At 59.6% G+C, this 22,306-nt stretch carries 19 protein-coding genes; 10 read left to right on the forward strand and 9 right to left on the reverse strand.

Features of this window, described 5'->3' with window-relative positions:
- The first annotated feature begins 20 nt into the window (after positions 1-20).
- On the forward strand, positions 21-1,379 hold the full coding sequence (gorA, locus tag QRN61_RS15575) for a glutathione-disulfide reductase (protein WP_150370513.1): 1,359 nt from the start codon (positions 21-23) through the stop codon (positions 1,377-1,379).
- Here gorA and QRN61_RS15580 read toward each other — a convergent pair.
- Positions 1,376-2,392 carry a DNA-binding protein gene (locus QRN61_RS15580; RefSeq protein ID WP_027612008.1) on the reverse strand — a complete coding sequence of 339 codons (1,017 nt, stop codon included), beginning with the start codon at positions 2,390-2,392 and terminating at the stop codon, positions 1,376-1,378. The genes gorA and QRN61_RS15580 overlap by 4 nt on opposite strands.
- Before the next feature lie 177 nt (positions 2,393-2,569).
- On the opposite strand from QRN61_RS15580, the gene QRN61_RS15585 reads away from it, so the two are divergent.
- The 3 genes from QRN61_RS15585 (at position 2,570) to ahpF (ending at position 5,903) form a co-directional block, all read left to right on the forward strand.
- A complete protein-coding gene (locus tag QRN61_RS15585) occupies positions 2,570-3,508 on the forward strand; it encodes a site-specific integrase (protein WP_007963337.1) in 939 nt (312 codons plus the stop codon).
- A 136-nt stretch (positions 3,509-3,644) separates the two neighbouring features.
- Positions 3,645-4,208, forward strand: coding sequence for an alkyl hydroperoxide reductase subunit C (gene ahpC, locus QRN61_RS15590; RefSeq protein WP_003224621.1), 564 nt, complete (start codon positions 3,645-3,647; stop codon positions 4,206-4,208).
- Positions 4,209-4,340: 132 nt separating this feature from the next.
- Positions 4,341-5,903: an alkyl hydroperoxide reductase subunit F gene (ahpF, locus tag QRN61_RS15595; protein ID WP_285374120.1), complete on the forward strand. Its 1,563-nt coding sequence runs from the start codon at positions 4,341-4,343 to the stop codon at positions 5,901-5,903.
- Positions 5,904-6,081: 178 nt separating this feature from the next.
- Here ahpF and gloA read toward each other — a convergent pair whose 3' ends face one another.
- Positions 6,082-6,603, reverse strand: coding sequence for a lactoylglutathione lyase (gene gloA / locus QRN61_RS15600; protein WP_007963339.1), 522 nt, complete (start codon positions 6,601-6,603; stop codon positions 6,082-6,084).
- 139 nt (positions 6,604-6,742) lie between these two features.
- Between gloA and QRN61_RS15605 the strand changes: the two genes are divergently transcribed.
- On the forward strand, positions 6,743-7,261 hold the full coding sequence (locus QRN61_RS15605; protein ID WP_097089854.1) for a DUF4946 domain-containing protein: 519 nt from the start codon (positions 6,743-6,745) through the stop codon (positions 7,259-7,261).
- Positions 7,262-7,478: 217 nt separating this feature from the next.
- On the opposite strand, the gene QRN61_RS15610 is transcribed toward QRN61_RS15605, so the two are convergent.
- The 3 genes from QRN61_RS15610 to QRN61_RS15620 all read right to left on the reverse strand — a co-directional run bounded on the left by QRN61_RS15610 (position 7,479) and on the right by QRN61_RS15620 (position 10,602).
- Entirely contained in the window at positions 7,479-7,844 is a 366-nt protein-coding gene (locus QRN61_RS15610) for a histone-like nucleoid-structuring protein, MvaT/MvaU family (protein ID WP_285374121.1), read from the reverse strand.
- A gap of 234 nt (positions 7,845-8,078) precedes the next feature.
- Entirely contained in the window at positions 8,079-9,614 is a 1,536-nt protein-coding gene (locus QRN61_RS15615; RefSeq protein ID WP_285374122.1) for an EAL domain-containing protein, read from the reverse strand.
- A gap of 115 nt (positions 9,615-9,729) precedes the next feature.
- A complete protein-coding gene (locus tag QRN61_RS15620) occupies positions 9,730-10,602 on the reverse strand; it encodes a LysR family transcriptional regulator (protein ID WP_285374123.1) in 873 nt (290 codons plus the stop codon).
- Positions 10,603-10,680: 78 nt separating this feature from the next.
- Here QRN61_RS15620 and QRN61_RS15625 point away from each other — a divergent pair, with 78 nt between their 5' ends.
- Together QRN61_RS15625 and hppD are read left to right on the forward strand one after the other, a co-directional pair.
- Positions 10,681-11,628, forward strand: a complete 948-nt coding sequence (locus QRN61_RS15625) for a DMT family transporter (RefSeq protein WP_285374124.1) — start codon at positions 10,681-10,683, stop codon at positions 11,626-11,628.
- Positions 11,629-11,873: 245 nt separating this feature from the next.
- On the forward strand, positions 11,874-12,950 hold the full coding sequence (gene hppD, locus QRN61_RS15630; RefSeq protein WP_115989844.1) for a 4-hydroxyphenylpyruvate dioxygenase: 1,077 nt from the start codon (positions 11,874-11,876) through the stop codon (positions 12,948-12,950).
- Positions 12,951-13,128: 178 nt separating this feature from the next.
- On the opposite strand, the gene rarD is transcribed toward hppD, so the two are convergent.
- The 4 genes from rarD to QRN61_RS15650 form a co-directional block, all read right to left on the reverse strand.
- Entirely contained in the window at positions 13,129-14,010 is an 882-nt protein-coding gene (gene rarD, locus QRN61_RS15635) for an EamA family transporter RarD (RefSeq protein ID WP_027611999.1), read from the reverse strand.
- 261 nt (positions 14,011-14,271) lie between these two features.
- Positions 14,272-15,285: an aldo/keto reductase gene (locus QRN61_RS15640; protein ID WP_027611998.1), complete on the reverse strand. Its 1,014-nt coding sequence runs from the start codon at positions 15,283-15,285 to the stop codon at positions 14,272-14,274.
- Positions 15,286-15,354: 69 nt separating this feature from the next.
- On the reverse strand, positions 15,355-16,254 hold the full coding sequence (locus QRN61_RS15645) for a LysR family transcriptional regulator (RefSeq protein WP_027611997.1): 900 nt from the start codon (positions 16,252-16,254) through the stop codon (positions 15,355-15,357).
- 176 nt (positions 16,255-16,430) lie between these two features.
- A complete protein-coding gene (locus tag QRN61_RS15650) occupies positions 16,431-17,741 on the reverse strand; it encodes an MFS transporter (RefSeq protein ID WP_103368989.1) in 1,311 nt (436 codons plus the stop codon).
- A gap of 172 nt (positions 17,742-17,913) precedes the next feature.
- Here QRN61_RS15650 and QRN61_RS15655 point away from each other — a divergent pair, with 172 nt between their 5' ends.
- From QRN61_RS15655 to QRN61_RS15665, 3 genes are all read left to right on the forward strand, one after another.
- Positions 17,914-19,032 carry a sugar diacid recognition domain-containing protein gene (locus QRN61_RS15655; protein WP_150370519.1) on the forward strand — a complete coding sequence of 373 codons (1,119 nt, stop codon included), beginning with the start codon at positions 17,914-17,916 and terminating at the stop codon, positions 19,030-19,032.
- Between the two features lie 215 nt (positions 19,033-19,247).
- Positions 19,248-20,390 (forward strand): glycerate kinase, encoded by a 1,143-nt coding sequence (locus QRN61_RS15660; protein WP_150370521.1) that lies wholly within the window; start codon positions 19,248-19,250, stop codon positions 20,388-20,390.
- A 246-nt stretch (positions 20,391-20,636) separates the two neighbouring features.
- Positions 20,637-22,262, forward strand: coding sequence for a methyl-accepting chemotaxis protein (locus tag QRN61_RS15665; RefSeq protein WP_150370522.1), 1,626 nt, complete (start codon positions 20,637-20,639; stop codon positions 22,260-22,262).
- Positions 22,263-22,306: the final 44 nt, after the last annotated feature.

Consider the following 22,306-nt stretch of genomic DNA (forward strand, 5'->3'; position numbering starts at 1 on the left):
GGCCTGCCGAGGAGATAGCAATGGCCTACGATTTTGACCTTTATGTGATTGGTGCCGGTTCCGGCGGTGTACGTGCAGCGCGCTTCGCCGCCGGTTTCGGTGCGAAAGTGGCGGTGGCCGAGAGCCGTTACCTGGGCGGCACCTGCGTCAACGTCGGCTGCGTGCCGAAGAAACTGCTGGTGTACGGCGCGCATTTCGCCGAAGACTTCGAACAGTCGTCCGGTTTCGGCTGGAGCCTGGGCGAAGCGAATTTCGACTGGGCGACCCTGATCGCCAACAAGGACCGCGAGATCAATCGCCTCAACGGCATTTATCGCAACCTGCTGGTCAACAGCGGCGTGACCCTGCACGAAGCCCACGCGAAGATCGTCGGCCCGCACGAGGTCGAGGTCAACGGTGAGCGCTTCACCGCGAAAAACATTCTGATTGCCACGGGTGGCTGGCCGCAGATTCCGGAAATCCCGGGGCACGAACACGCGATCAGTTCCAATCAGGCGTTTTTCCTCAAAGAGCTGCCGAAGCGGGTACTGGTGGTCGGTGGTGGTTACATCGCGGTCGAGTTCGCCGGGATTTTCCACGGTCTGGGCGCGAACACTACGCTGCTGTATCGCGGTGATCTGTTCCTGCGTGGTTTCGATAGCTCGGTGCGCAAGCATCTGCAGGAAGAGCTGACCAAGCGCGGTATGGATCTGCAATTCAACGCCGACATCGCGCGCATCGACAAACAGCCTGACGGCAGCCTGAAAGCGACCCTCAAGGATGGCCGCGTGCTGGAAGCCGATTGCGTGTTCTACGCCACGGGCCGGCGTCCGATGCTGGACAACCTGGGGCTGGAAAACACCGATGTGCAGCTCACCGACAAAGGTTTCATCAAGGTTGACGAGCAATACCAGACCAGCGAGCCGTCGATTCTGGCGCTGGGTGATGTGATCGGTCGGGTGCAACTGACGCCAGTGGCACTGGCCGAAGGCATGGCGGTGGCGCGGCGCTTGTTCAAGCCTGAGCAATACCGTCCCGTGGATTACAAGATGATCCCGACCGCCGTGTTCAGTCTGCCGAACATCGGCACTGTCGGCCTGACCGAAGAAGAGGCGCGGGAAGCGGGGCATGAAGTGGTGATTTACGAGAGCCGCTTCCGCCCGATGAAGCTGACGCTGACCGAGTGTCAGGAGAAAACCCTGATGAAACTGGTGGTCGACGGCAAGACCGACAAGGTGCTCGGTTGCCACATGGTCGGCCCGGACGCGGGGGAGATCGTCCAAGGCTTGGCGATCGCGCTGAAGGCTGGCGCGACCAAGCGTGACTTCGACGACACGATCGGGGTGCACCCGACGGCCGCCGAAGAGTTCGTCACCATGCGTACGCCGGTCGGCGCTTAAGCGTCCTTCGCTTTGGCTGTGTCTGGCGCTGCCGCAACGGTAGCCGCCAGACGCAGGCTGTCTTCGAGGCTGGCCTGAGTTTTGGTCAGTTCCTTTTCCAGTGACTGATTGAGCTGCCGCTGTTCGTCGGCATCCTGTTTCAGCGTCTGACTTTCCAGCAGGGCCACGCGCAGGCGTTCCTGGAGGAGGGTGCGTTCGTTGTCGACGCGAGTGGCTTGCTCCAGCAACTGATCCTGACGCTGGTTGCTGTGCTTGAGCTGATCCTGCATCAGGCTCAGTTCGCGCTGGGTGCCACGGTTTTCCGTGAGCAGGCGTTCGTTATCGCGATGCAACTGAGTGATCTCGTCCTGACGCACCAGTGCACTTTGTTGCGCCTGGCGCAATTCCATCTGCAACTGCTGCAGCTGTCCTTCGTGACGGGCCTGCTCCTGCTCGCGCTGCTCTTTAGTGGCGTTGCGGTAATGCTCGAGAGCATCGCGGGCGTGCAGGTGTTTCTCTTCCAGCGAGCGGATCTGCTCGTCCTTGTCCTGCAGGCGCAATTCGAAATCAGCCAGCGCCTGATTGAGTCCGGCGTTGCGGGTTTGCTCGGTCTGCAGCATCGAGCGGGTTTCTTTTAGCGCTTCGGATTCCTTGGCCAGCGCCGCGCCTTGAATGTCGTGCTGTTGTTCCAGTTGCTCAAGTGCCTGGCGCACCTGCTTGAGTTCCGCTTCCAGGGTTTCGCGCTGCTCTTCGAACTGCTCGCGCGCTAGTTCGATCGGCTCTTGCGCCTGTTCTTTCAGGCGCTGGGCGAGACGCGAGACCAGTGCGGTCAGTTCGTCATTGATCGGTTCCGCGGACGCTTCGACCGGTTGGCTGCCGTCATCCAGCTCTTTCAGATAGCGATGGATCGTGGTTTTCGAACCGGTGTTGCCCAGTTCGATGCGTACTGCATCGATGCTGGGGTGTTCGCCTCGGGCCAGAATCGCTGAGCGCGCGATCTGCACCACTGCTTTGTTAACGCCACCACGGGCCATTTTAACTCCTACCATTACGTACTGTGGTACATGCCACCAAAGTACGCAGTGTACCACGCTGAAAATAAAGTTAAATGCTTGATTAATCACAGGCGGGATATACTGGTATTACCCAATGTCAGACCCCTGAATCGGGTTTTTCATCCAGCAATCAGTACGCCTGCGAGAACACTGCCCATGAGCGAGATCGATCGCTACCTGCAAGCCGCCACCCGTGACAACACCCGCCGCAGTTATCGTTCTGCGATCGAGCATTTCGAAGTGAAGTGGGGCGGCTTCCTGCCAGCGACCGCCGACAGCGTGGCGCGGTATCTGGTCGAGCATGCCGGGGTGCTGTCGATCAACACACTGAAACTGCGGCTGTCAGCGCTGGCGCAGTGGCACAACAGTCAGGGTTTTGCCGATCCGACCAAGGCGCCGGTGGTGCGCAAAGTGTTCAAAGGCATTCGCGCACTGCATCCGGCGCAGGAAAAACAGGCCGAACCGTTGCAATTGCACGATCTGCAGCAAGTGGTCGACTGGCTGGAGCAGGAAGCCAGTAGCGCCAGGCAGAATCAGGATCGTCCGCAGCTGCTCAAGGCCTATCGCGATCGGGCGCTGATTCTGCTGGGCTTCTGGCGGGGCTTCCGCAGTGACGAGTTGTGCCGTCTGCAGATCGAGCACGTGCAGGCGCACGCCGGCAGCGGCATCACCCTCTACCTGCCGCGCAGCAAGGGCGACCGCGACAACCTCGGGCAGACCTATCAGGCGCCGGCGCTGCTCAAGCTGTGCCCGGTGCAGGCTTATATCGACTGGATCACCGAGGCAGCCCTGGTACGCGGTCCGGTGTTTCGCGGCGTTGACCGCTGGGGCCATCTGAGCGAGGAGGGCTTGCACGCCAACAGCATCATTCCGCTGTTGCGTCAGGCGCTCGAGCGCGCCGGCATCCCGGCCGAGCGTTACACCAGCCATTCCCTGCGCCGCGGCTTTGCCACGTGGGCGCATCAAAGCGGCTGGGATCTGAAATCGCTGATGAGTTACGTCGGCTGGAAGGATATGAAGTCAGCCATGCGCTATGTTGAAGCCAGCCCCTTTCACGGGATGGCCCGGATTACGGATAAACCGGCTTCGTCGTAGATATGGTTTTCTTCTATTAATACAGTCTGCTAATAGCGAAAACAAATCAGCAGCATCAGGTTTGCCAATGAGCCATCCGTCGAGTGAGTGGGTAGGATTCACCCATCGAATTCACAACCCTGACGGAGAGTCATCAATGCCTATCATCAACAGCCAAGTAAAACCGTTCAAAGCTACCGCATTCAAAAACGGCGACTTCGTACAAGTCTCGGACGCTGACCTGAAAGGCAAATGGTCCGTAGTGTTCTTCTACCCAGCCGACTTCACCTTCGTGTGCCCAACCGAGCTGGAAGACCTGGCCGACAACTACGCTGCGTTCCAGAAACTGGGCGTGGAAATCTACAGCGTTTCGACCGACACCCACTTTGCTCACGCTGCCTGGCACAACACCTCGCCAGCCATCGGCAAAATCGAATACACCATGATCGGCGACCCGACCCACGTCATCTCCCGCAACTTCGACGTGCTGATCGAAGAAGCTGGCCTGGCTGACCGTGGCACCTTCGTGATCAACCCTGAAGGCCAGATCAAAATCGTTGAACTGAACGATGGCGGCGTTGGCCGTGACGCTTCCGAGCTGCTGCGCAAGATCAAGGCTGCTCAGTACGTTGCTGCTCACCCAGGCGAAGTTTGCCCGGCCAAATGGAAAGAAGGCGAGGCCACTCTGGCTCCGTCCCTGGACCTGGTCGGCAAGATCTGAGTCTGTGAGACACGCAACACAGGGCGGGACTCCGCACCTACTTCAGTAAGCTGCACCGCCCATTGAAAAAGCCCGGGCGAGATTCGCTCGGGCTTTTTTTCGCCTCGAATAAAGACACAGGAGATCGCCCGTATGTTGGACGCCAATCTTAAAGCCCAGTTGAAATCGTACCTGGAACGGGTTACCCAGCCGATCGAGATCGTTGCTTCCCTCGACGACGGTGCGAAATCCCGGGAAATGCTTGACCTGCTGAAAGACGTTGCCAGTCTTTCGAGCCAGATTACCCTGATCGACAGCGGCACCGATGCCCGCAAGCCGTCGTTCTCGATCAACCGTCCGGGTGCCGACATCAGTCTGCGTTTCGCCGGCATCCCGATGGGCCATGAATTCACCTCGCTGGTGCTGGCCCTGTTGCAAGTCGGCGGCCACCCATCGAAAGCCAGTGCCGAAGTGATCGAACAGATCCGCTCGCTCAAAGGTGAGTTCAACTTCGAAACCTACTTTTCGCTGTCGTGCCAGAACTGCCCGGACGTAGTCCAGGCGCTGAACCTGATGGCTGTGTTGAACCCGAACATCCGTCACGTCGCCATCGACGGCGCGTTGTTCCAGGACGAAGTCAACGATCGCAAGATCATGGCCGTGCCGAGCATCTACCTCAACGGTGAGAACTTTGGCCAGGGCCGCATGGGCCTGGAAGAAATCCTCGCCAAACTCGACACCGGCGCCATCGAGCGTCAGGCCGAGAAAATCAGCGCCAAACAAGCCTTTGATATGCTCGTAGTTGGCGGTGGCCCGGCCGGTGCGTCGGCCGCGATCTATGCCGCCCGTAAAGGTATCCGCACCGGTGTTGCGGCTGAGCGCTTCGGCGGTCAGGTGCTCGACACCATGGCCATCGAGAACTTCATTTCCGTGCAGGAAACCGAAGGCCCGAAACTGGCGACGGCGCTGGAAGAACACGTCAAGCAGTACGACGTCGATATCATGAACCTGCAGCGCGCCGACAAGCTGATTCCCGGCAAGAATGGCGAGTTGCACGAAGTCCATTTCGCCAGCGGTGCGACCCTGAAAGCCAAGAGCGTGATCCTGGCGACCGGTGCGCGCTGGCGTGAAATGAACGTGCCGGGCGAGCAGGAATACCGTAACAAGGGCGTGGCGTACTGCCCGCACTGCGACGGCCCGCTGTTCAAAGGCAAGCGCGTGGCGGTGATCGGCGGCGGTAACTCCGGCGTTGAAGCGGCCATCGACCTGGCCGGTATCGTTGCCCACGTGACACTGCTGGAGTTCGACGTGCAACTGCGTGCCGACGCGGTACTGCAACGCAAACTGCACAGCCTGCCAAACGTCACCGTGATCACCAGTGCGCAAACCACTGAAGTCACCGGTAATGGCGAGAAGGTCAACGGCCTGCGTTACAAGGATCGCAATACTGACGAACTGCGCAGCGTCGAGCTGGAAGGGATTTTCGTACAGATCGGTCTGCTGCCGAACACCGACTGGCTCAAAGGCACCATCGAGCTGTCGCCGCGTGGTGAAATCATCGTCGACAACCGTGGCGAGACGTCGATCCCGGGGATCTTCGCGGCCGGCGACGTGACCACTGTGCCGTACAAGCAGATCGTGATTGCAGTGGGCGAGGGCGCCAAGGCTTCCCTCAGCGCGTTCGATCACTTGATCCGTACTTCGGCGCCGGCGTAAAACGGCAGTCGCTGAAACGAAAAAACCCATGAGCGATCATGGGTTTTTTTATGCCTGCCACAATTTGAAGGTGGGAGCGGGCTTGCTCGCGAAAGCGTCCTGTCAGCCAGCATTTTCGCTGAATGACTCACCGCTTTCGCGAGCAAGCCCGCTCCCACAAAGGCTTTTATGTGGTCAGTTACAGCGGCGCAGGCTGGATGATTTCAACCCAGTAGCCATCCGGGTCCTTGATGAACGCCAGGCTTTTCATACGGCCATCAGTCAGGCGCTTCTGGAAATCACAGCCCAGCTCTTCAAAACGTGCGCACGCGGCAACGATGTCTGGCACCGAGATGCAGATGTGGCCGAAACCGCGTGGGTCGGTGTTGCCATTGTGATAGGCGAAGTCGGCGTCGTTTTCGGTGCCGTGGTTGTGGGTCAGTTCCAGAATGCCGGGGATCGACTTCATCCATTCGGTGCGGGCGGCGGCGTCGGCCGGGATCTGCGCCTTGTCGACCAGTGCGAGGAAGTACAGGCTGAATTCGGCTTCCGGGAAATCACGCTTTTCAACCAGCGAGAAGCCCAGTACGCGGGTGTAGAAATCCAGCGACTTGGTGATGTCCTTTACACGCAGCATGGTGTGGTTGAAGACGAAGTTGCGGGTTGCGCTGTCTGGAGTGGCGGTGACGCCGGGGAAAGTGTTCAGTTCGTGCAGGCTCATAGGCCCTCCGTAACAATGGGGCGAGTGAATGGGCGCAATGATACGCATGCGGGGCGGCATCGCCAAACCGAATGCGCGGCTTGCTCTGTGGGCGGCCGGGCCTCAGACTTTGCAGCTCAATCTGCGAGTGCCTCTGGTAATGATCCGACCGTTCAAAGCGCTGTTCGTTTGCCTTTTCTCATCGCTGCTTGCCGGTCCGGCGCTGGCGGATCAGCCCAGTATCACCTGGCCTGCAGGCTGGGAAGTAGAGGCGCTGCCTGATCAAGCCCCTCAGGTTTCGCGCCAGCGCGCGGTGAAAAACGATGCTGACGGCAATCAGGTGATGGTGATGGAGTTGACCATGAGCCAGGTTGAGGCAGGCCATCAGGTCAATGTGCAGGGTGTCCTGCTGGAAATGCGCAAATCTATTCAGAAAGACTTCTTCCAGGGTGGCTATCAAAGCGTTTGCAACAAGATACATCCGGCAAAACTCGCCGTTCTGGATGCACTGGAGACCACCTGCACGATCACCGAAAACGGCCGTCATGTGTTGTCGCAAACATTGGTTGCTGCGGTCGCGACGGATAAGGCTTATGTACTTTCTTACGCGGGTCAGGCTGAGGTTTATAAGGCGAGCGCCGAGGAAATAGTCGCAGTGAGAAACAGCTTGAAACTTTAAGCGTCTGTTTGCACCGCTACGGGTTTAGATACCCGAAGGAATTAAGCACAAAGTTTAGCGGTCGTTGCGGTTGCAACATCCCGGCGCAAAATGTTTAGCCTCACGGCTTGTGGGTGTTAAAGCAGATTGATAACTAGCGTGGCGGAAATCGTTGCTTTTGTTAGATATTGTCGAAAAAAAGCCCTGCATAGAGCAGGGCTTGTTTGTTGACGCAAGATTAACCGCGTAACCAGGAATCAACGGTGGCAGCACCGTACTGTTCTTTCCAGGCTTTCAGGCCGCGGTGATTGCCGCCCTTGGTTTCGATCAGTTCACCGGTGTGCGGGTTCTGATAGATCTTGACCACGCGAGCGCGGCGGGTTTTCGGTGCGGCAGACACTTGCAGGCCGGACTTGGACGGGTTCGGATCGAGGATGGCGATGATGTCTTTCAGGCCTTTGCCGTAGGTTTTCATCAGCCCCTGGAGCTTTTCTTCGAATTCGATTTCTTTCTTGAGCCCGGCATCGTTCTTCAGCGATTCCAACTGCTTGAGCTGTTCCTGAAGGGCCTTTTCAGCTGCACGAAATTCAGCGAGTCTGGACAATATCTTTACTCCAATAGTGTGTTTGGCTGATACCAACCGCAAACAAAGCTATAAGCCAAGAGCCTTGAAGCGACTCGGTGATAATGGCTCACCTGCCAATCTTGCACAGGCTGAAAAAATTGTAGTAGTTAATGCGCCAAGAGTAAATCCTGATCTTGTCGTCATGTAACAACAGTGGTGTTTTGTATCAATTTGGTGCGCCCGGTCGCAGCGCCGGGCTTAATTTATTTTTAGTTAATGGTGACTTAATGCATCGATGAAGTCGGCGCCAAGCATGGGTTTTCCGAACAGATAGCCCTGCAGGAAGTTGACGTGGTGTGCGGTCAGATAGTCAGCCTGAGCCTGAGTCTCTACACCTTCGGCAACAATACCCAAATCGAGCTTGGCCGACAGTTCGATAATCGTGTCCAGAATATGCCGCGACAGCGCATCAATGCCGATCATCGCGACGAAACTCTGGTCGATCTTGAGAAAATCGACATTGAATGTTCGCAGGTAGCCCAGACTTGAATGGCCGGTACCGAAATCGTCGATGGCGATCATCACCCCCAGCGCGTGCAACTGCTCGAACAATAGGTGCGTGACATCGGTTGGCTCAATCAGCTCGCGCTCGGTCAGCTCCAGCACCAGGTTGATACTGCCGGGGGCAAAAGCAGCGAGAAACCCGCGACAGTCTTCGACCAGTTGCAGATCCTGGCAATGGCTGGCGGTGATGTTGATGCCGATGTGGAACGGTTTGTCGAACTCCGCCGACAACGGGCCGAGCAGGGCGGCTGTCTGCTGCATCAGCGAACGAGTCATGGGCACGATCAGGCCTGAATGTTCGGCAAACGGAATGAACAGATCCGGACGCACCAGACCCTCCTTAGGGTGATTCCAGCGCATCAGCACTTCAGCGCCGGACCACTTCCGGCTGTCGCCATGCACCACCGGCTGGAAGTAGGGAATGAATTCGCCAGCCTCCAGCGCGCGCAGCATCTCATGGCTGGGCGAAGTGGCGCGCCGTTGCAGGACATGGGCGATAGCGCCCGCGATCACCCCGAAAAATATCAGCAGACTGAACAGCGGCGGGTATTCGCCGGCCATGTAGCGCCACGTTTGCCCCTGCGAAAAGCCTGCACTGACACTGAAGGCATAGCGCGAAGACGCGAGCATACTCTGCGCCACCGGTAACGGCGGCAGGGCGCCTTGATGCACCTTGCCATCGACGGACAGCCAGTTATCGCCGACCTGCAACAACAGCAGCGTCTGCCGGCCGATCAGGCGCAGGATGTTGCTCAGGTGATAACCATCGAGGGTGGTCAGCGCGCCACCGCGACCTTCGCTGAGGCGATACACCAACAGCGCGGTGTTGGGCGTGACGGGGTTGCCATTCATCAACCACAGTTTGCCCTGCGTATAGTCGCCCGGATTCACGGCCTCCTTGAACTCCCCGAACAGCGAGCTGCAATAGAGGTTGTTGTCCCACACCAGATTGGTCGAGCGCACAAAAGGTCGACGCGTCACCTGCTCACGCAAGGCCAGTTTCACGCTATCGCAGGGCTGGCCGGCCAATGGCAACAATTCACTGGCGGCCTGGGCGGTGTTGTCGAGCATCAGTTCAAACTGGCGCAACGCCTCCTCGGCAGTATTTTGTGTGCTCTGTTGCAAGGCGCGTCCGGCTTGCAGATACAGAATCCCGCCGCCTAGCAGGACGGGCAAAACACCACAAAGCAGGCTCACAAAAATGCGTACGCTGCGTTTGCGGCGGGGTCTGACGGTCAAGGGCATTGGCGCATCCTGTCGCGATGGGGTGGAACTCTCGAATGCAGGCCTGGCAACGGCGCACCGGTGAAAAACAGCGAAGTCAGAAGGGATGATAGATGGCCGTTGGCGCTTGTGCCGCTCACGGCTGGTTGATCTGCGTGGCGAGTTCGATAAATGCCCGCGTGGCGGGCGAAGCCTGACGCTGATCGAGGACTGCGAGGCCGATCAGGCGTTGTACCGCCGGCAACAGCGGTTTCTTCAGGTAACGGGGCGCTGGATCGTCCGGCAATGAGCCCTCGGCGACAACGGTGATGGCATCGCCCCGGCTGACGACGTCCAGCGTACTGAGCAATTGCGAGCAACGATAGCGAATGTTCGGTTGCAGGCGCGCGGCGCTGAACAGACGCGAAACCAGTTCCGATGAGCCGGCCTCGGTCAGCACAAATGGGTCGGCACACAGATCCTGGAGGCTCAGCGCCCCATGTGCGGCCATTGGGTGATCGAGGGGAAGCAGCGCAACCATCTGATCTTCGACCAGAGCAAAAGTGTCGAAGCGTTCCTCGGGCAACACCACAAAACCGACGTCGATTCGCCGCTCTTCCAGCCATTGCAGAACCTGCCGATCCGGCGCCTCATCAATGTGCACTTCGATGCCCGGATGCACTTCGCGATAGCGCTGCAGAATCTTCGGCAGCAACTTGATTGATGACGTCGGGCCGAACGAGCCAATACGCAACGTGCCGGTTTTCATGCCCCGCGCATCGGCCGCTTCCTGGCGCAACGTGTTGGCCAGACCGAGCATGGCCCGTGCGCGTTGGAGCAACTGCTCGCCGATATCGGTGAGCTCCACCTGCGACTGGTGCCGCCGCAACAACTCCACGCCCAACTCCTGTTCCAGCGATTTCATCGCGTGGGATATCGCCGACTGCGAAATCCCCAGACGATGGGCGGCGAGGGTAAATCCGCGCAGTTCGGCGACCAGCGAGAAGATCTCCAGTTGCGTGAGGGTCATGAGTTTTTACTCATTTTACGATGAGATGGCATGAGGGGAATGATACGCCATCCTTCAACTTCTTTCGTTTGGAACATCATGCGCAACCTTGAGCAAACCCACCTAACGGCCTCCGACCGGCCGGTTTACCTGACGCTGGCAGCGGTAACCATGATTTGGGGCGGGACCTTTGTCGCCGGGCGTTTTCTGGCGGGCAGCATCAGCCCGTTGTTCACCGCCAGCCTGCGCTTCCTGCTCGCCAGCGTGGCGTTGCTCGGGTTTCTGTGGATAGCGCGTATCCCGTTGGCGCGACCGACACCCGGGCAATGGCTGCAACTGACGTTGCTCGGGTTCTTCGGCATTTTCCTCTACAACCTGTGCTTCTTTTATGGCCTGCAGTACATCAACGCTTCACGGGCTTCGTTGATTGTCGCGTTGAACCCGGCCGTGATCGGTCTGGCCTCGTGGTTGTTGTTCAAGGAGCGCCTGGGTCGGGCGAAAGTCGCCGGTATCGCGATCTGCATCACGGGCGCCGGCCTGGTGATTGTCAGCCGTGACCCGCAATTACTTGCCGTGACACCCGATGCGTGGATCGGTGATCTGTTGATTTTTGGCTGCGTGTTGAGCTGGGGTGTTTACTCGCTGTTTTCCCGGGGGCTGAACCAATCCATCGGCCCGCTGCAGACCGTGACCTTTTCCGTGTTGATCGGTAGCGCGATGCTGTGGGCGCTGGCGACGCTAAGTGGCGAGGTGAGCGGGGCAGCCTTGATCAGCATTGGCACGGCACAATGGCTGAGTCTGATTTACCTCGGCGTGTTCGGCTCGGCGCTGGCCTACATCGGCTACTACGACGGCATCCGCAAAATCGGCGCGACCCGATCCGGCGTGTTCATTGCCCTTAATCCGCTGACCGCGGTGGTGCTCGGCGCGTTGCTGCTCGGCGAGCAGCTGACGTTGAGCATGTGCCTGGGCGGCGGGTTGGTGCTGACCGGGATTTACCTGTGCAACAAACCCCTTGCACCGATGCGAAAAAGGCGGATTTTATAGAGAGGGCAGACAACCCTATTTACGCTGTGTAGAATCGGGTTACGCATACAATAATAAACGTCTTCTGGCAGCAGAAGCCTCGCCCGCAAGAGCCTTGGGTCGACAATGAAGATATTCGGGTTTCAACTGATCTACGGTGACTTCCTCGCTCGCAGTGTGCGAGGCATCTCCTGCGCACCTCCCGCCGGTCTCAGCATTACTGACAAATAACTCTGGTTAATTGATAAGAATGATGAGGCGTCACCATGGCAGATTTATACGAAAACCCAATGGGACTGATGGGCTTTGAGTTCATCGAGTTCGCATCGCCGACTCCTGGCACCCTGGAGCCGATCTTCGAGATCATGGGCTTCACCAAAGTCGCGACCCACCGCTCCAAGAACGTGCACCTGTACCGTCAGGGCGCGATCAACCTGATCCTCAACAACGAACCCAATAGCGTCGCTTCGTACTTCGCGGCCGAACACGGCCCGTCGGTGTGTGGCATGGCGTTCCGCGTGAAGGATTCGCAAAAGGCCTACAGCCGCGCACTGGAACTCGGTGCTCAGCCGATCCACATCGAAACCGGCCCGATGGAGCTGAACCTGCCAGCGATAAAGGGCATCGGCGGCGCGCCGCTGTACCTGATCGACCGTTTTGGTGAAGGCAGTTCGATCTATGACATCGACTTCGTGTTCATCGAGGGCGTTGATCGCAACCCGGTCGGTGCCGGTCTGAAGATCATCGACCACCTGACCCACAACGTGTACCGCGGCCGCATGGCCTACTGGGCCAACTTCTACGAGAAGCTGTTCAACTTCCGCGAGATCCGCTATTTCGACATCAAGGGCGAATACACCGGCCTGACCTCGAAAGCGATGACCGCACCGGACGGCATGATCCGCATCCCGCTGAACGAAGAGTCGTCCAAGGGCGCCGGGCAGATCGAAGAGTTCCTGATGCAGTTCAATGGCGAGGGCATTCAGCACGTGGCGTTCCTCACCGACGACCTGATCAAGACCTGGGATCAGTTGAAGAAGATCGGCATGCGCTTCATGACCGCGCCGCCGGACACCTACTACGAAATGCTCGAAGGCCGCCTGCCGAACCACGGCGAGCCGGTTGACCAGCTGCAATCGCGCGGCATCCTGCTCGACGGCTCGTCGAACCCGGACGACAAGCGCCTGCTGCTGCAGATCTTCTCGGAAACCCTGATGGGCCCGGTGTTCTTCGAATTCATCCAGCGTAAGGGCGATGATGGTTTCGGCGAGGGCAACTTCAAGGCCCTGTTCGAATCGATCGAGCGTGATCAGGTGCGTCGTGGTGTGCTCGCAACCGAGTAATCCTCCACCAGAATGAAAAAATCCCGGCTTGCAGTCATGCACAGCCGGGATTTTTTTTGCATCAGCAAAACTGTGGGAGCGGGCTTGCTCGCGAATTCGGTCTTTGGTTCAAGGTCTTTGTTGACTGAACTGACGCTTTCGCGAGCAAGCCCCCTCCCACGGTAGTTTTGTGTTGCTTTTAAGACCTGCGTTGTCGCATCAGGTGTTTGAAGCCTTCGAAGATCAGCACCACAACGGCGAGCCAGATCGGAATGTAGGTCAGCCACTCGCCGGCCTTGATGCTTTCACCGAGCAACAGCGCCACGCCGAGCAGCAACACCGGCTCGACGTAACTGAGCAAACCAAACAGGCTGAACGGCAGCAAGCGGCTGGCAATGATGTACACCACCAGCGCCGAAGCACTGATCAGACCGAGCAGCGGAATCAGCCAGAGCAAGCCCGGATACTGATCGAACACGGCGAAGCCTTGCTCACCACCGCGCACGAACCAGTACGCCACCGGCAGCATCAAGGTCATGTCGACCCACAGACCGCCCAGGTTGTCGGTCTTCAGGCGTTTGCGCAGGACGAAATACAGCGGGTAACCGACCACGACCACCAGGGTCGCCCAGGAAAATCCGCCGACCCGATACAGCTCGTTCGCCACGCCGAGAACGGCAAAGAACACCGCGATTTTCTGCAGGTACGACAGGCTGTCGCCGTACACAATGCGACCGGTCAGTACCATCGCCAGCGGCAACAGGAAATAACCCAGCGACACATCGAGGCTGTAGCCGTTGAGCGGCGCCCACATGAACAGCCACAACTGCACGCCGAGCAAACCTGACGAAACAATCAGACCGCCAATCAGCTTTGGATAGCCCGCCACCTTGCGCAGCAACTCCAGCACCCGCCGCCATTCACCCGACACCAGCATGAACACGGTCATGCACGGCACGGTGAGCAGCATCCGCCAGCCAAAGATTTCCACGCCGCTCAACGGAGTGAGCAGCGAGGTGTAGTAATACATGACGGCAAACAGCACCGAAGCTGAAACCGATAGAGCGATACCTTTAGACAAACTGTCCTCGCGGATGGGTGATCAAACAGAGCGCGCAGGATACGTGGTTTTTGTGCTGAATATTGGCCGGGGCGGTCAATATTTCCCACATCCTGAAGATAAGCACAAAACCTGTGGGAGCGAGCCTGCTCGCGAAAGCGGTGTGCCAGACAACGCAGATGTTGAATGTGCCGGCCTCTTCGCGAGCAGGCTCGCTCCCACAATGGATTTGTGTTGCCCTCGTAATCTGCTGACGCCGCTGATGCCCGGCTTGTGAGGCTTTCAGGCCTGACGCGGTTTACGGCCTGACACAAAATGGCTCACATCGTTAAACCCCGGCGTCGAAGCATGCCCCGGCGTCACCAGCGAGTCGATAAACGCTTCATCCTCCGCCGTGATCTGCACCGCCTGCGCCTTGGTGTAAGCATCCCACTGCTGTTCGGTGCGCGGCCCGACAATCGCCGAGGTCACCGCGCTGTTGTTCAGCACCCAGGCAATCGCGAATTCGACAATCCCGACGCCACGGCCCTGGGTGTACTGCTGAATCTGCTGGGCGATGCGCAGCGATTCCACGCGCCATTCGGTTTCCAGAATGCGTTTGTCCTGACGCCCGGCGCGGCTGTTGGCGTCCGGGGTTACGTCGGGTGCGTATTTGCCGCTGAGCACGCCACGGGCTAGCGGGCTGTAAGGCACCACGCCGAGGCCATAGGTTTGCGCGGCGCTGATCTGCTCGGTCTCGGCCTGACGGTTGACGATGTTGTACAGCGGCTGACTGATCACCGGGCGGTCGATACCGAGTTTGTCAGCGATGCGAATCACCTCGGCGATGCGCCAGCCGCGATAGTTCGACAGGCCCCAGTAACGGATCTTGCCCTGGCGAATCAGGTCGCCAATTGCCGATACGCTGACTTCCAGCGGCGTGTTGTGGTCTTCGCGGTGCAGGTAATAGATGTCGAGATAGTCGGTGCCAAGACGGGTCAGGCTGGCCTCCAGACCATTGAAGATGTGCTTGCGGCTCAAGCCGCTGCGGTTCGGCACGCCGTCCGCCGGGCCGAAACCGACCTTGGTTGCCAACACCCATTCGTGCCGATGGCGGGCAATCGCCTCGCCGACGATTTCTTCCGAGCGGCCGTTGGTATAGACGTCGGCAGTGTCGATGAAATTGATGCCCTGATCCCAGGCCTTGTCGATGATGCGCAGCGAGTCCTCGGCGCTGGTTTGCTCGCCAAACATCATCGTGCCGAGGGTGAGGGTGGACACCTGCAACCCCGAGTGCCCCAGTGTGCGATAGCTCATGCCGAAATCCTTTTATCGGGTGGGAAAACTCCAATCAAATACCAGAAGCATCCGACGGGGCAAAGTGAATTATCGACTGAGCGCTGCGCAACGCGTCTGCAAAAACGCCTGCAACACCCGAACGCGCTCGGACACTTGCACCCGATGCGGGCACAGCAGATTGAACGGCACGCTCTCGCCATGCCAGTCATCGAACAGCGTCAGCAGGCGTCCGCCGCGCACATCCTCGGCGACGTCCAGCCAGGCTTTGTAGGCAATGCCATGCCCGGCCAGGGCCCAGCGCCGCGCGACTTCGCCGTCATCGCTGAAGTAATCGCCGTGTACTTCAACCTCCAGCGTTTCGTCCTCGCGACTGAAGCGCCAGGTGTTGTAGGGCCGACCATTGCGCAGGTAGAGCAGGGCGCTGTGTTCGCACAGTTCGCCGGGATGTTGCGGTGTGCCATGGCGGGCGAGATAGTCCGGGCTGGCGCAGGCAACACGGCGATGCGCCGGCAGAATCGGTATCGCCACCAATGTCGAATCGCTGGGCACGCCAAAGCGCAGTGCGACGTCCACGGTTTCGCGGAACAGATCGGCGTGCCGATCGTTGAGCAGCAATTGCAGTTGAATATTCGGGTGTTCACGTTTGAAGTCGTCCAGCCACGGCAACAACACGTTGCGTCCGAAGTCCGAGGGCGCCGCCAGTTGCAGCACACCGCTGAGGCCTTCGCCGTGTTGCTTCAGTGCCTGCTCACCTTCGGCCAGGGCGGACAGGGCAATGCGTACGCTGTCGAGATAACGCCGACCTTCTTCGGTCAGGCGCATGCTGCGGGTAGAGCGCGCGAGCAGGCGGATGCCGAGGCGGGTTTCCAGACGCTTCAGCGCGATGCTTGCGGCGGCCGGCGTCAGTTCCAGCGCGCGGGCAGCGGCGGAGATGCTGCCGGAGTCGGCCACGCGTACGAAGATCTCCAGATCGAGAATCGAGCTCATTGGTAAAAATCCTTTAAAGATCTGTGCGTTTTTGCGGGATTTTTCCGTGATTGGCAAGTCGGGGCGTTGTAATCATTAAGCAAAAAAGATCGCAGCCTGCGGCAGCTCCTACAGGGAAACGCGTATTTCCATGCAGGAGCTGCCGCAGGCTGCGATCTTTTGATCTGGAAGCGTGATTACGCGCGCAGCGTCCGCGTCATGCGCAATGCCAGCAAACTGCCGCCGACAATCACACCCGCCAGCAGATACAACGCCGCATCGGTCGAACCGGTGCTGTCCTTGACCCAACCCACCAGGTACGGGCTGAGGAAACCGGCCATCTGCCCCATCGAGTTGATCAACGCCAGACCACCGGCCGCCGCGCCCGCGCTCAACAGGGCAGTCGGCACTGGCCAGAACATCGGCAGGCCGGTCAGCGCGCCCATGGTTGCAAGGGTCAGGCCGAGGATGGCGATGGCCGGGTTGGCGGCGAAGTTCACGGCGATCAGCAGACCGAGCGCGCCCATCAGCATCGGTACGACCAAGTGCCAACGCCGTTCTTTGCGCAAGTCCGCCGAACGCCCGACCAGCAACATGAAAACCGCCGCCAGCAGATAGGGGATCGCACTCAGCCAGCCGATCACCAGGTTGTCGCTGAAGCCGAGGTTCTTGATGATCGACGGCAGCCAGAAGTTGATCGCGTACACGCCGCTCTGGATGCAGAAGTAGATCAGGCCAAAGGCCCAGATCGCCGGGTTCTTGAACACCGCGAGCAGCGAGTCGGAGGTGGTTTTCGGCTTGTTCGCCAAGTCTTCGGCCTGATCCGCCTCAAGCACCGCGCGCTCGTGCGGGCTCAGCCACTTGGCATTGGCGAAGCTGTCGCTGAGCAGGAAATAGGCGAGGGCGCCGAGAATCACGGTCGGAATACCTTGCAGCAGGAACATCCACTGCCAGCCGGCCAGTCCACCTTGCCCGGCGGCGAAGTGATTGAGAATCCAGCCGGAGAACGGGCTGCCAAGCAGGCCCGAGACCGGAATTGCCGACATGAACAGCGCCATGATCCGTCCACGGCGGAACGTCGGGAACCACTGCGAGAGGTACAGCACCACACCCGGGAAGAACCCGGCTTCGGCCGCACCGGTGAACAGGCGCAGGGTGTAGAACTGGGTCGGGGTGGTGACGAACAACAGGCAGGTCGACAGCGTGCCCCAAGTGATCATCATCAGCGCGATCCAGCGGCGCGGGCCGAATCTGGTCAGCGCCAGGTTGCTCGGCACGCCGCACAGCACGTAGCCGATGAAGAAGATCCCGGCACCGAGGCCGTATACGGTTTCACTGAACTTCAATGCGTCGAGCATCTGCAGTTTGGCGAAGCCAACGTTGACCCGGTCGAGGTAGTTGAACAGGTAGCAGATGAAGATGAAGGGGATCAAACGCAGGGTGATGCGTTTGTAGACGGCGTTTTTACCGTCGTCGATGGTCTGGGTAGCTGCGGCGCTCTGCGACATAGCGGCTCTCTCTTTATTATGATTTTTTGCGATGCACAGGTTAACGTTGATCGCCCCGAGAGTCTCGGCCACCTGTGGCCGGATTGTCTTTGTGCCTGAGCACAGGGTTTGCCGCCAGACCCTGTGCGGGTGAACAACCGTCCGCCGCCGCTGCTTAAGGATTTTGCCGATCATGTTCGAACTCGATCACGACCTCGCTCAGGATATCGTCGACCGGGCCATGGCCATTTTGCCCTACAACGTCAACGTCATGGACAGCCAGGGCCTGATCCTTGGCAGCGGCGAGCCGGAGCGCATCAACACCCGTCACGAAGGTGCGCAACTGGTGCTGGCCAACGGGCGGGTGGTAGAGATCGATGCACAAACCGCCGTGCACTTGAAGGGTGTGCAGCCGGGCATCAACCTGCCGCTGATGCTTGATCAACGCCTGATCGGCGTGCTTGGCATTACCGGCGAACCGGAGCAACTGCGCACCTACGCCGAACTGGTGCGCATGACCGCCGAAATGCTCGTCGGCCAGCGCAACCAGCAGGCCGAGCAGCAATGGCGGCGCCAGCGTTGCGATGACCTGTTGGCGTTGCTGTTGAGCGACGCCGGCGACTCGCCGCGACTGATCGATGAGGCGCAGCAACTGGGGCTCAAGCCGCAGTTGACCCGGGTGCCGTATCTGTTCGAACTGGGTCTGGAGCATGGGCCGGGGCAAACCGTCGAGGCGTTGAGCGCGTGGTTGACCTCGCGCTATCCGGACAGCTGGTGCGTGAGTTCGGCCAAGTCGTCGCTGCTGTGGTGCCGACCCGCAAGTCAAACGGTTGAGCATGATCGCCTGCTGGAAAAACTCGATGGCCTGGGCTGGAACATTCTGCGCATCGCTGTGGGTGGGCAGGCGGATGGGCTGGCCGGGTTACGCCGCTGTTATCGGCGGGTTGGCGATCTGCTGGCTTATGGCCGGGAAGTGCTGCCGAATTCGCGATTGCTGACGCTCAATCGCTATCGCTTGCCGGTGATGCTCTGGCGCCATCGCAACGATGATGCGCTGGATGAGTTGCTCAAACCGTTGCGCAAGGTCATCGCCAAGGACGGCAACGGCCAGTTGCTCGCAACCCTGCGCAGCTGGTGTGAACACGACGGGCAGAGTCAGGCCTGCGCCGATGCGCTGGGCATTCATCGCAACAGCTTGCGTTACCGGATGGAGCGGATTGCTGAGTTGAGCGGGGTTGATCCGCTGAAACTCGACGGGATGCTGGCGTTGTACCTCGGGGTGCAGTTGCTTCCTCAGACTGAGCCGGACTGATCGGGTGTTTTCACCGACGCCTTCGCGAGCAGGCTCGCTCCCACATTTGAAATACATTCCCCTGTGGGAGCGAGCCTGCTCGCGAAAGCGTCGGTACATTCGACACAGTCTTTTGTAGAAATGAACAATAAACGCCAACCGCCCTTGTGCAGCGGACCGGCGTCAATGCGCAGGCCGACTGGCAGCATGAGGTGCATTGGAACTGGAGAATTCGCATGAAGATCGTCATCGCCCCCGATTCGTTCAAGGACAGCCTGAGTGCCCAAGGCGTTGCCGAAGCCATTGCGCTGGGGCTGGCGCAGGTCTGGCCGCACGCAACACTGGTCAAATGCCCGATGGCCGACGGCGGCGAGGGCACGGTGGAATCGATTCTCGCCGCTTGCGAGGGTGAACTGCGCCGCACCCGAGTACGCGGGCCGCTGGGTGCGCCGGTCGACGCCGCGTGGGGCTGGTTGCCACACAATCACACCGCGATCATCGAAATGGCCGAGGCCAGTGGTTTGCAATTAGTGCCTACGGGGCAACGCGATGCCTGCATCACCAGCACCTTCGGCACCGGCGAACTGATTCGCGCCGCGCTGGATGCCCGCGCGCAACGGGTGATTCTGGCGATTGGCGGCAGCGCCACCAACGACGGCGGCGCCGGCGCGATGCAGGCGCTCGGGGTGAAATTGCTCGATGCGCAGGGTCAGCCATTGGTGCCGGGCGGCTTGGCGCTGGCACAACTGGCGCGACTGGACTTGAGCGAGCTTGATCCGCGTCTGGCCCACGTGCGCTTCGACATCGCCGCCGACGTTAACAATCCGCTGTGCGGCCCGCACGGCGCCTCGGCGATTTTCGGCCCGCAAAAGGGCGCGTCGCCGGCGCAAGTGCAGCAACTGGATCAGGCGCTGGGGCATTTCGCCGAGCTCTGCGCGCAAGCGTTGGGCAAGGACGTTCGCGATGAGCCGGGCAGTGGTGCAGCGGGCGGACTGGGTTTTGCGGCCAAGGCGTTTCTCGGTGCGCAATTTCAGGCCGGCGTAGAGGTGGTCGCCGAGTTGGTGGGCCTGGCTGAAGCGGTCAACGGCGCCGACCTGGTGATCACTGGCGAAGGGCGCTTCGACGCGCAGACCTTGCGCGGCAAGACCCCGTTCGGCGTGGCGCGGATTGCCAAGCAGCACGGCGTGCCGGTGATCGTCATCGCCGGCACCTTGGGTGAGGGTTATCAGGAACTCTACGAGCACGGCATCGACGCCGCATTCGCCGTCACCAGCGGCCCGATGACCCTGGAGCAGGCCTGTGCCGAAGCTCCACGCTTGTTGCGCGAACGGGCGACTGACATTGCCCGCGTCTGGCAGATGGCCAAACTCAATGACTGACTTCCTGAAGATTTTGTGGAGAGGGGATAAATCCCCTCTCCACAGGGGGTTAGTGTCAAGGTGTTTTAGTGGTGAAACACCTTGAAAAATATTTTCGCTTTACACCAAATCTTCCTAAAGCGCCGCCGATACAGAGATCAGGCGCACACAGATTCCCTCGAACAGTGACGCCTGACTGGTCCCGCCCCCGAGGTCCAGTGATGATGGCAAGGACGCTCGCAGTTACCTCTATCCGAGAGTCCAATCATGTCCTTGCGTAACCTGAATATCGCACCCCGCGCCTTCCTCGGTTTTGCCTTTATCGCTTTGCTGGTGATTGTCCTTGGTGTGTTCGCCGTCAACCGCATGTCGACCATCCGCCAGGCTTCCATCGACATGGATACCAACCAACTGCCCAGCGTCACCTACCTTGGCGTGGTCACGGAAAACGTTCTGCGCCTGCGGATTCTGTCGTTCCGGATTCTGGTCAACCGCGACCCGGCAGGTCTGCAAGAAGCTCAAACGCGCATCGGCGTGCTGGTGGACAAGGTGCGCAGTGCTCAGGCCAGCTACGCCGCGTTGCCGGCAGAGAGCGAAGAGCGTGCGTTGTATCAGACGTTCGCGACCACGCTCGACAACTACCTGCAAGCGCAAAACCAGATGATGGAGCTGTCGCGTCAGGACAAGGTCGACGAGATGCGCACCTTGATCAACACGCGAATCAAGGACGGCACCGACCAGATGGGCGAGCAACTCAACAAGCTGATCGCGATCAACGCGGCGGGTGCGAAAGTCGCCTCCACCCAGGCCGGTGAGCATTACGACAGCGCCATTACCGGCATCATCGTTGTTGCCGTGGTCGCCGCGCTCGCCACGGTCGTGTTGGCCCTGCTGCTGACCCGCAGCATCGTCACCCCGTTGAACCGTGCGGTACAGGCTGCGCAAACCATCGCTGGCGGCAACTTGACCCAGTCGATTGAAGTCGACGGCAAAGACGAAGCCACCCAACTGCTGCAAGCCCTGTCCACGATGCAGATCAACCTGCGCAAAACCATCGAACAGATCGCCGGTTCCGCGACTCAGTTGGGCGCGGCTGCCGAAGAGCTGAGCGCGGTCACCGAAGAGGCTTCCCGTGGCCTGCAACAGCAGAACAACGAGATCGAACAAGCCGCCACCGCCGTCAACGAAATGACCGCCGCTGTGGAGGAAGTCGCACGCAACGCGGTATCGACCTCCGAAGCCTCGAACCAGTCGACCCAGGCTGCCCGTGAAGGTCGCGATCAAGTGGTGAAAACCGTCGACGCGATCCAGACCATGACCCATGACGTGCAGAGCACCGCGCAAATGATCGAAGGCCTCGCCGCGCAGGGGCGCGACATCGGCAAGGTGCTGGATGTGATCCGCGCCATCGCCGAACAGACCAACCTGCTGGCCCTCAACGCGGCGATCGAAGCAGCGCGTGCCGGTGAGGCCGGACGCGGTTTTGCGGTGGTAGCGGACGAAGTACGCGCCTTGGCCCATCGCACTGCGCAATCGACTCAGGAAATCGAAAAAATGGTCGCTGGCATCCAGAACGGTACCGGCGAAGCGGTGTCGTCGATGCAGCAAAGCAACCAGCGCACCCAGACCACTCTGGAAATGGCCCGCGCTGCGGGTGTGGCGCTGGAGCAAATCACCCAGTCGATCCACCAGATCAACGAGCGCAACCTGGTGATCGCCAGCGCCTCGGAAGAACAGGCGCAGGTCTCCCGTGAAGTTGATCGCAACCTGGTCAACATCCGTGATCTGGCCACGCAGTCCGCCGCCGGCGCGAATCAAACCAGCGCCGCGACCCATGAACTGTCGCGTCTGGCGGTGGATTTGAATGCGATGGTGGCGCGCTTTGTGATTTGAGAAATACGCAGTTGCCTGAAGTGGGCCGAACCAGATGAGTGTTC

Source organism: Pseudomonas sp. lyk4-TYG-107 (assembly GCF_030209055.1).
Classification (GTDB): Bacteria; Pseudomonadota; Gammaproteobacteria; order Pseudomonadales; family Pseudomonadaceae; genus Aquipseudomonas; species Aquipseudomonas putida_A.

Excerpts from the sequence above, each read along its gene's own strand:
- gorA (WP_150370513.1), top strand. The coding sequence starts at position 21 with ATGGCCTACGATTTTGACCTTTATGTGATTGGTGCCGGTTCCGGCGGT.
- QRN61_RS15580 (WP_027612008.1), bottom strand. The coding sequence starts at position 2,392 with ATGGCCCGTGGTGGCGTTAACAAAGCAGTGGTGCAGATCGCGCGCTCA.
- QRN61_RS15585 (WP_007963337.1), top strand. The coding sequence starts at position 2,570 with ATGAGCGAGATCGATCGCTACCTGCAAGCCGCCACCCGTGACAACACC.
- ahpC (WP_003224621.1), top strand. The coding sequence starts at position 3,645 with ATGCCTATCATCAACAGCCAAGTAAAACCGTTCAAAGCTACCGCATTC.
- ahpF (WP_285374120.1), top strand. The coding sequence starts at position 4,341 with ATGTTGGACGCCAATCTTAAAGCCCAGTTGAAATCGTACCTGGAACGG.
- gloA (WP_007963339.1), bottom strand. The coding sequence starts at position 6,603 with ATGAGCCTGCACGAACTGAACACTTTCCCCGGCGTCACCGCCACTCCA.
- QRN61_RS15605 (WP_097089854.1), top strand. The coding sequence starts at position 6,743 with ATGATCCGACCGTTCAAAGCGCTGTTCGTTTGCCTTTTCTCATCGCTG.
- QRN61_RS15615 (WP_285374122.1), bottom strand. The coding sequence starts at position 9,614 with ATGCCCTTGACCGTCAGACCCCGCCGCAAACGCAGCGTACGCATTTTT.
- QRN61_RS15620 (WP_285374123.1), bottom strand. The coding sequence starts at position 10,602 with ATGACCCTCACGCAACTGGAGATCTTCTCGCTGGTCGCCGAACTGCGC.
- QRN61_RS15625 (WP_285374124.1), top strand. The coding sequence starts at position 10,681 with ATGCGCAACCTTGAGCAAACCCACCTAACGGCCTCCGACCGGCCGGTT.
- hppD (WP_115989844.1), top strand. The coding sequence starts at position 11,874 with ATGGCAGATTTATACGAAAACCCAATGGGACTGATGGGCTTTGAGTTC.
- QRN61_RS15640 (WP_027611998.1), bottom strand. The coding sequence starts at position 15,285 with ATGAGCTATCGCACACTGGGGCACTCGGGGTTGCAGGTGTCCACCCTC.
- QRN61_RS15645 (WP_027611997.1), bottom strand. The coding sequence starts at position 16,254 with ATGAGCTCGATTCTCGATCTGGAGATCTTCGTACGCGTGGCCGACTCC.
- QRN61_RS15650 (WP_103368989.1), bottom strand. The coding sequence starts at position 17,741 with ATGTCGCAGAGCGCCGCAGCTACCCAGACCATCGACGACGGTAAAAAC.
- QRN61_RS15655 (WP_150370519.1), top strand. The coding sequence starts at position 17,914 with ATGTTCGAACTCGATCACGACCTCGCTCAGGATATCGTCGACCGGGCC.
- QRN61_RS15660 (WP_150370521.1), top strand. The coding sequence starts at position 19,248 with ATGAAGATCGTCATCGCCCCCGATTCGTTCAAGGACAGCCTGAGTGCC.
- QRN61_RS15665 (WP_150370522.1), top strand. The coding sequence starts at position 20,637 with ATGTCCTTGCGTAACCTGAATATCGCACCCCGCGCCTTCCTCGGTTTT.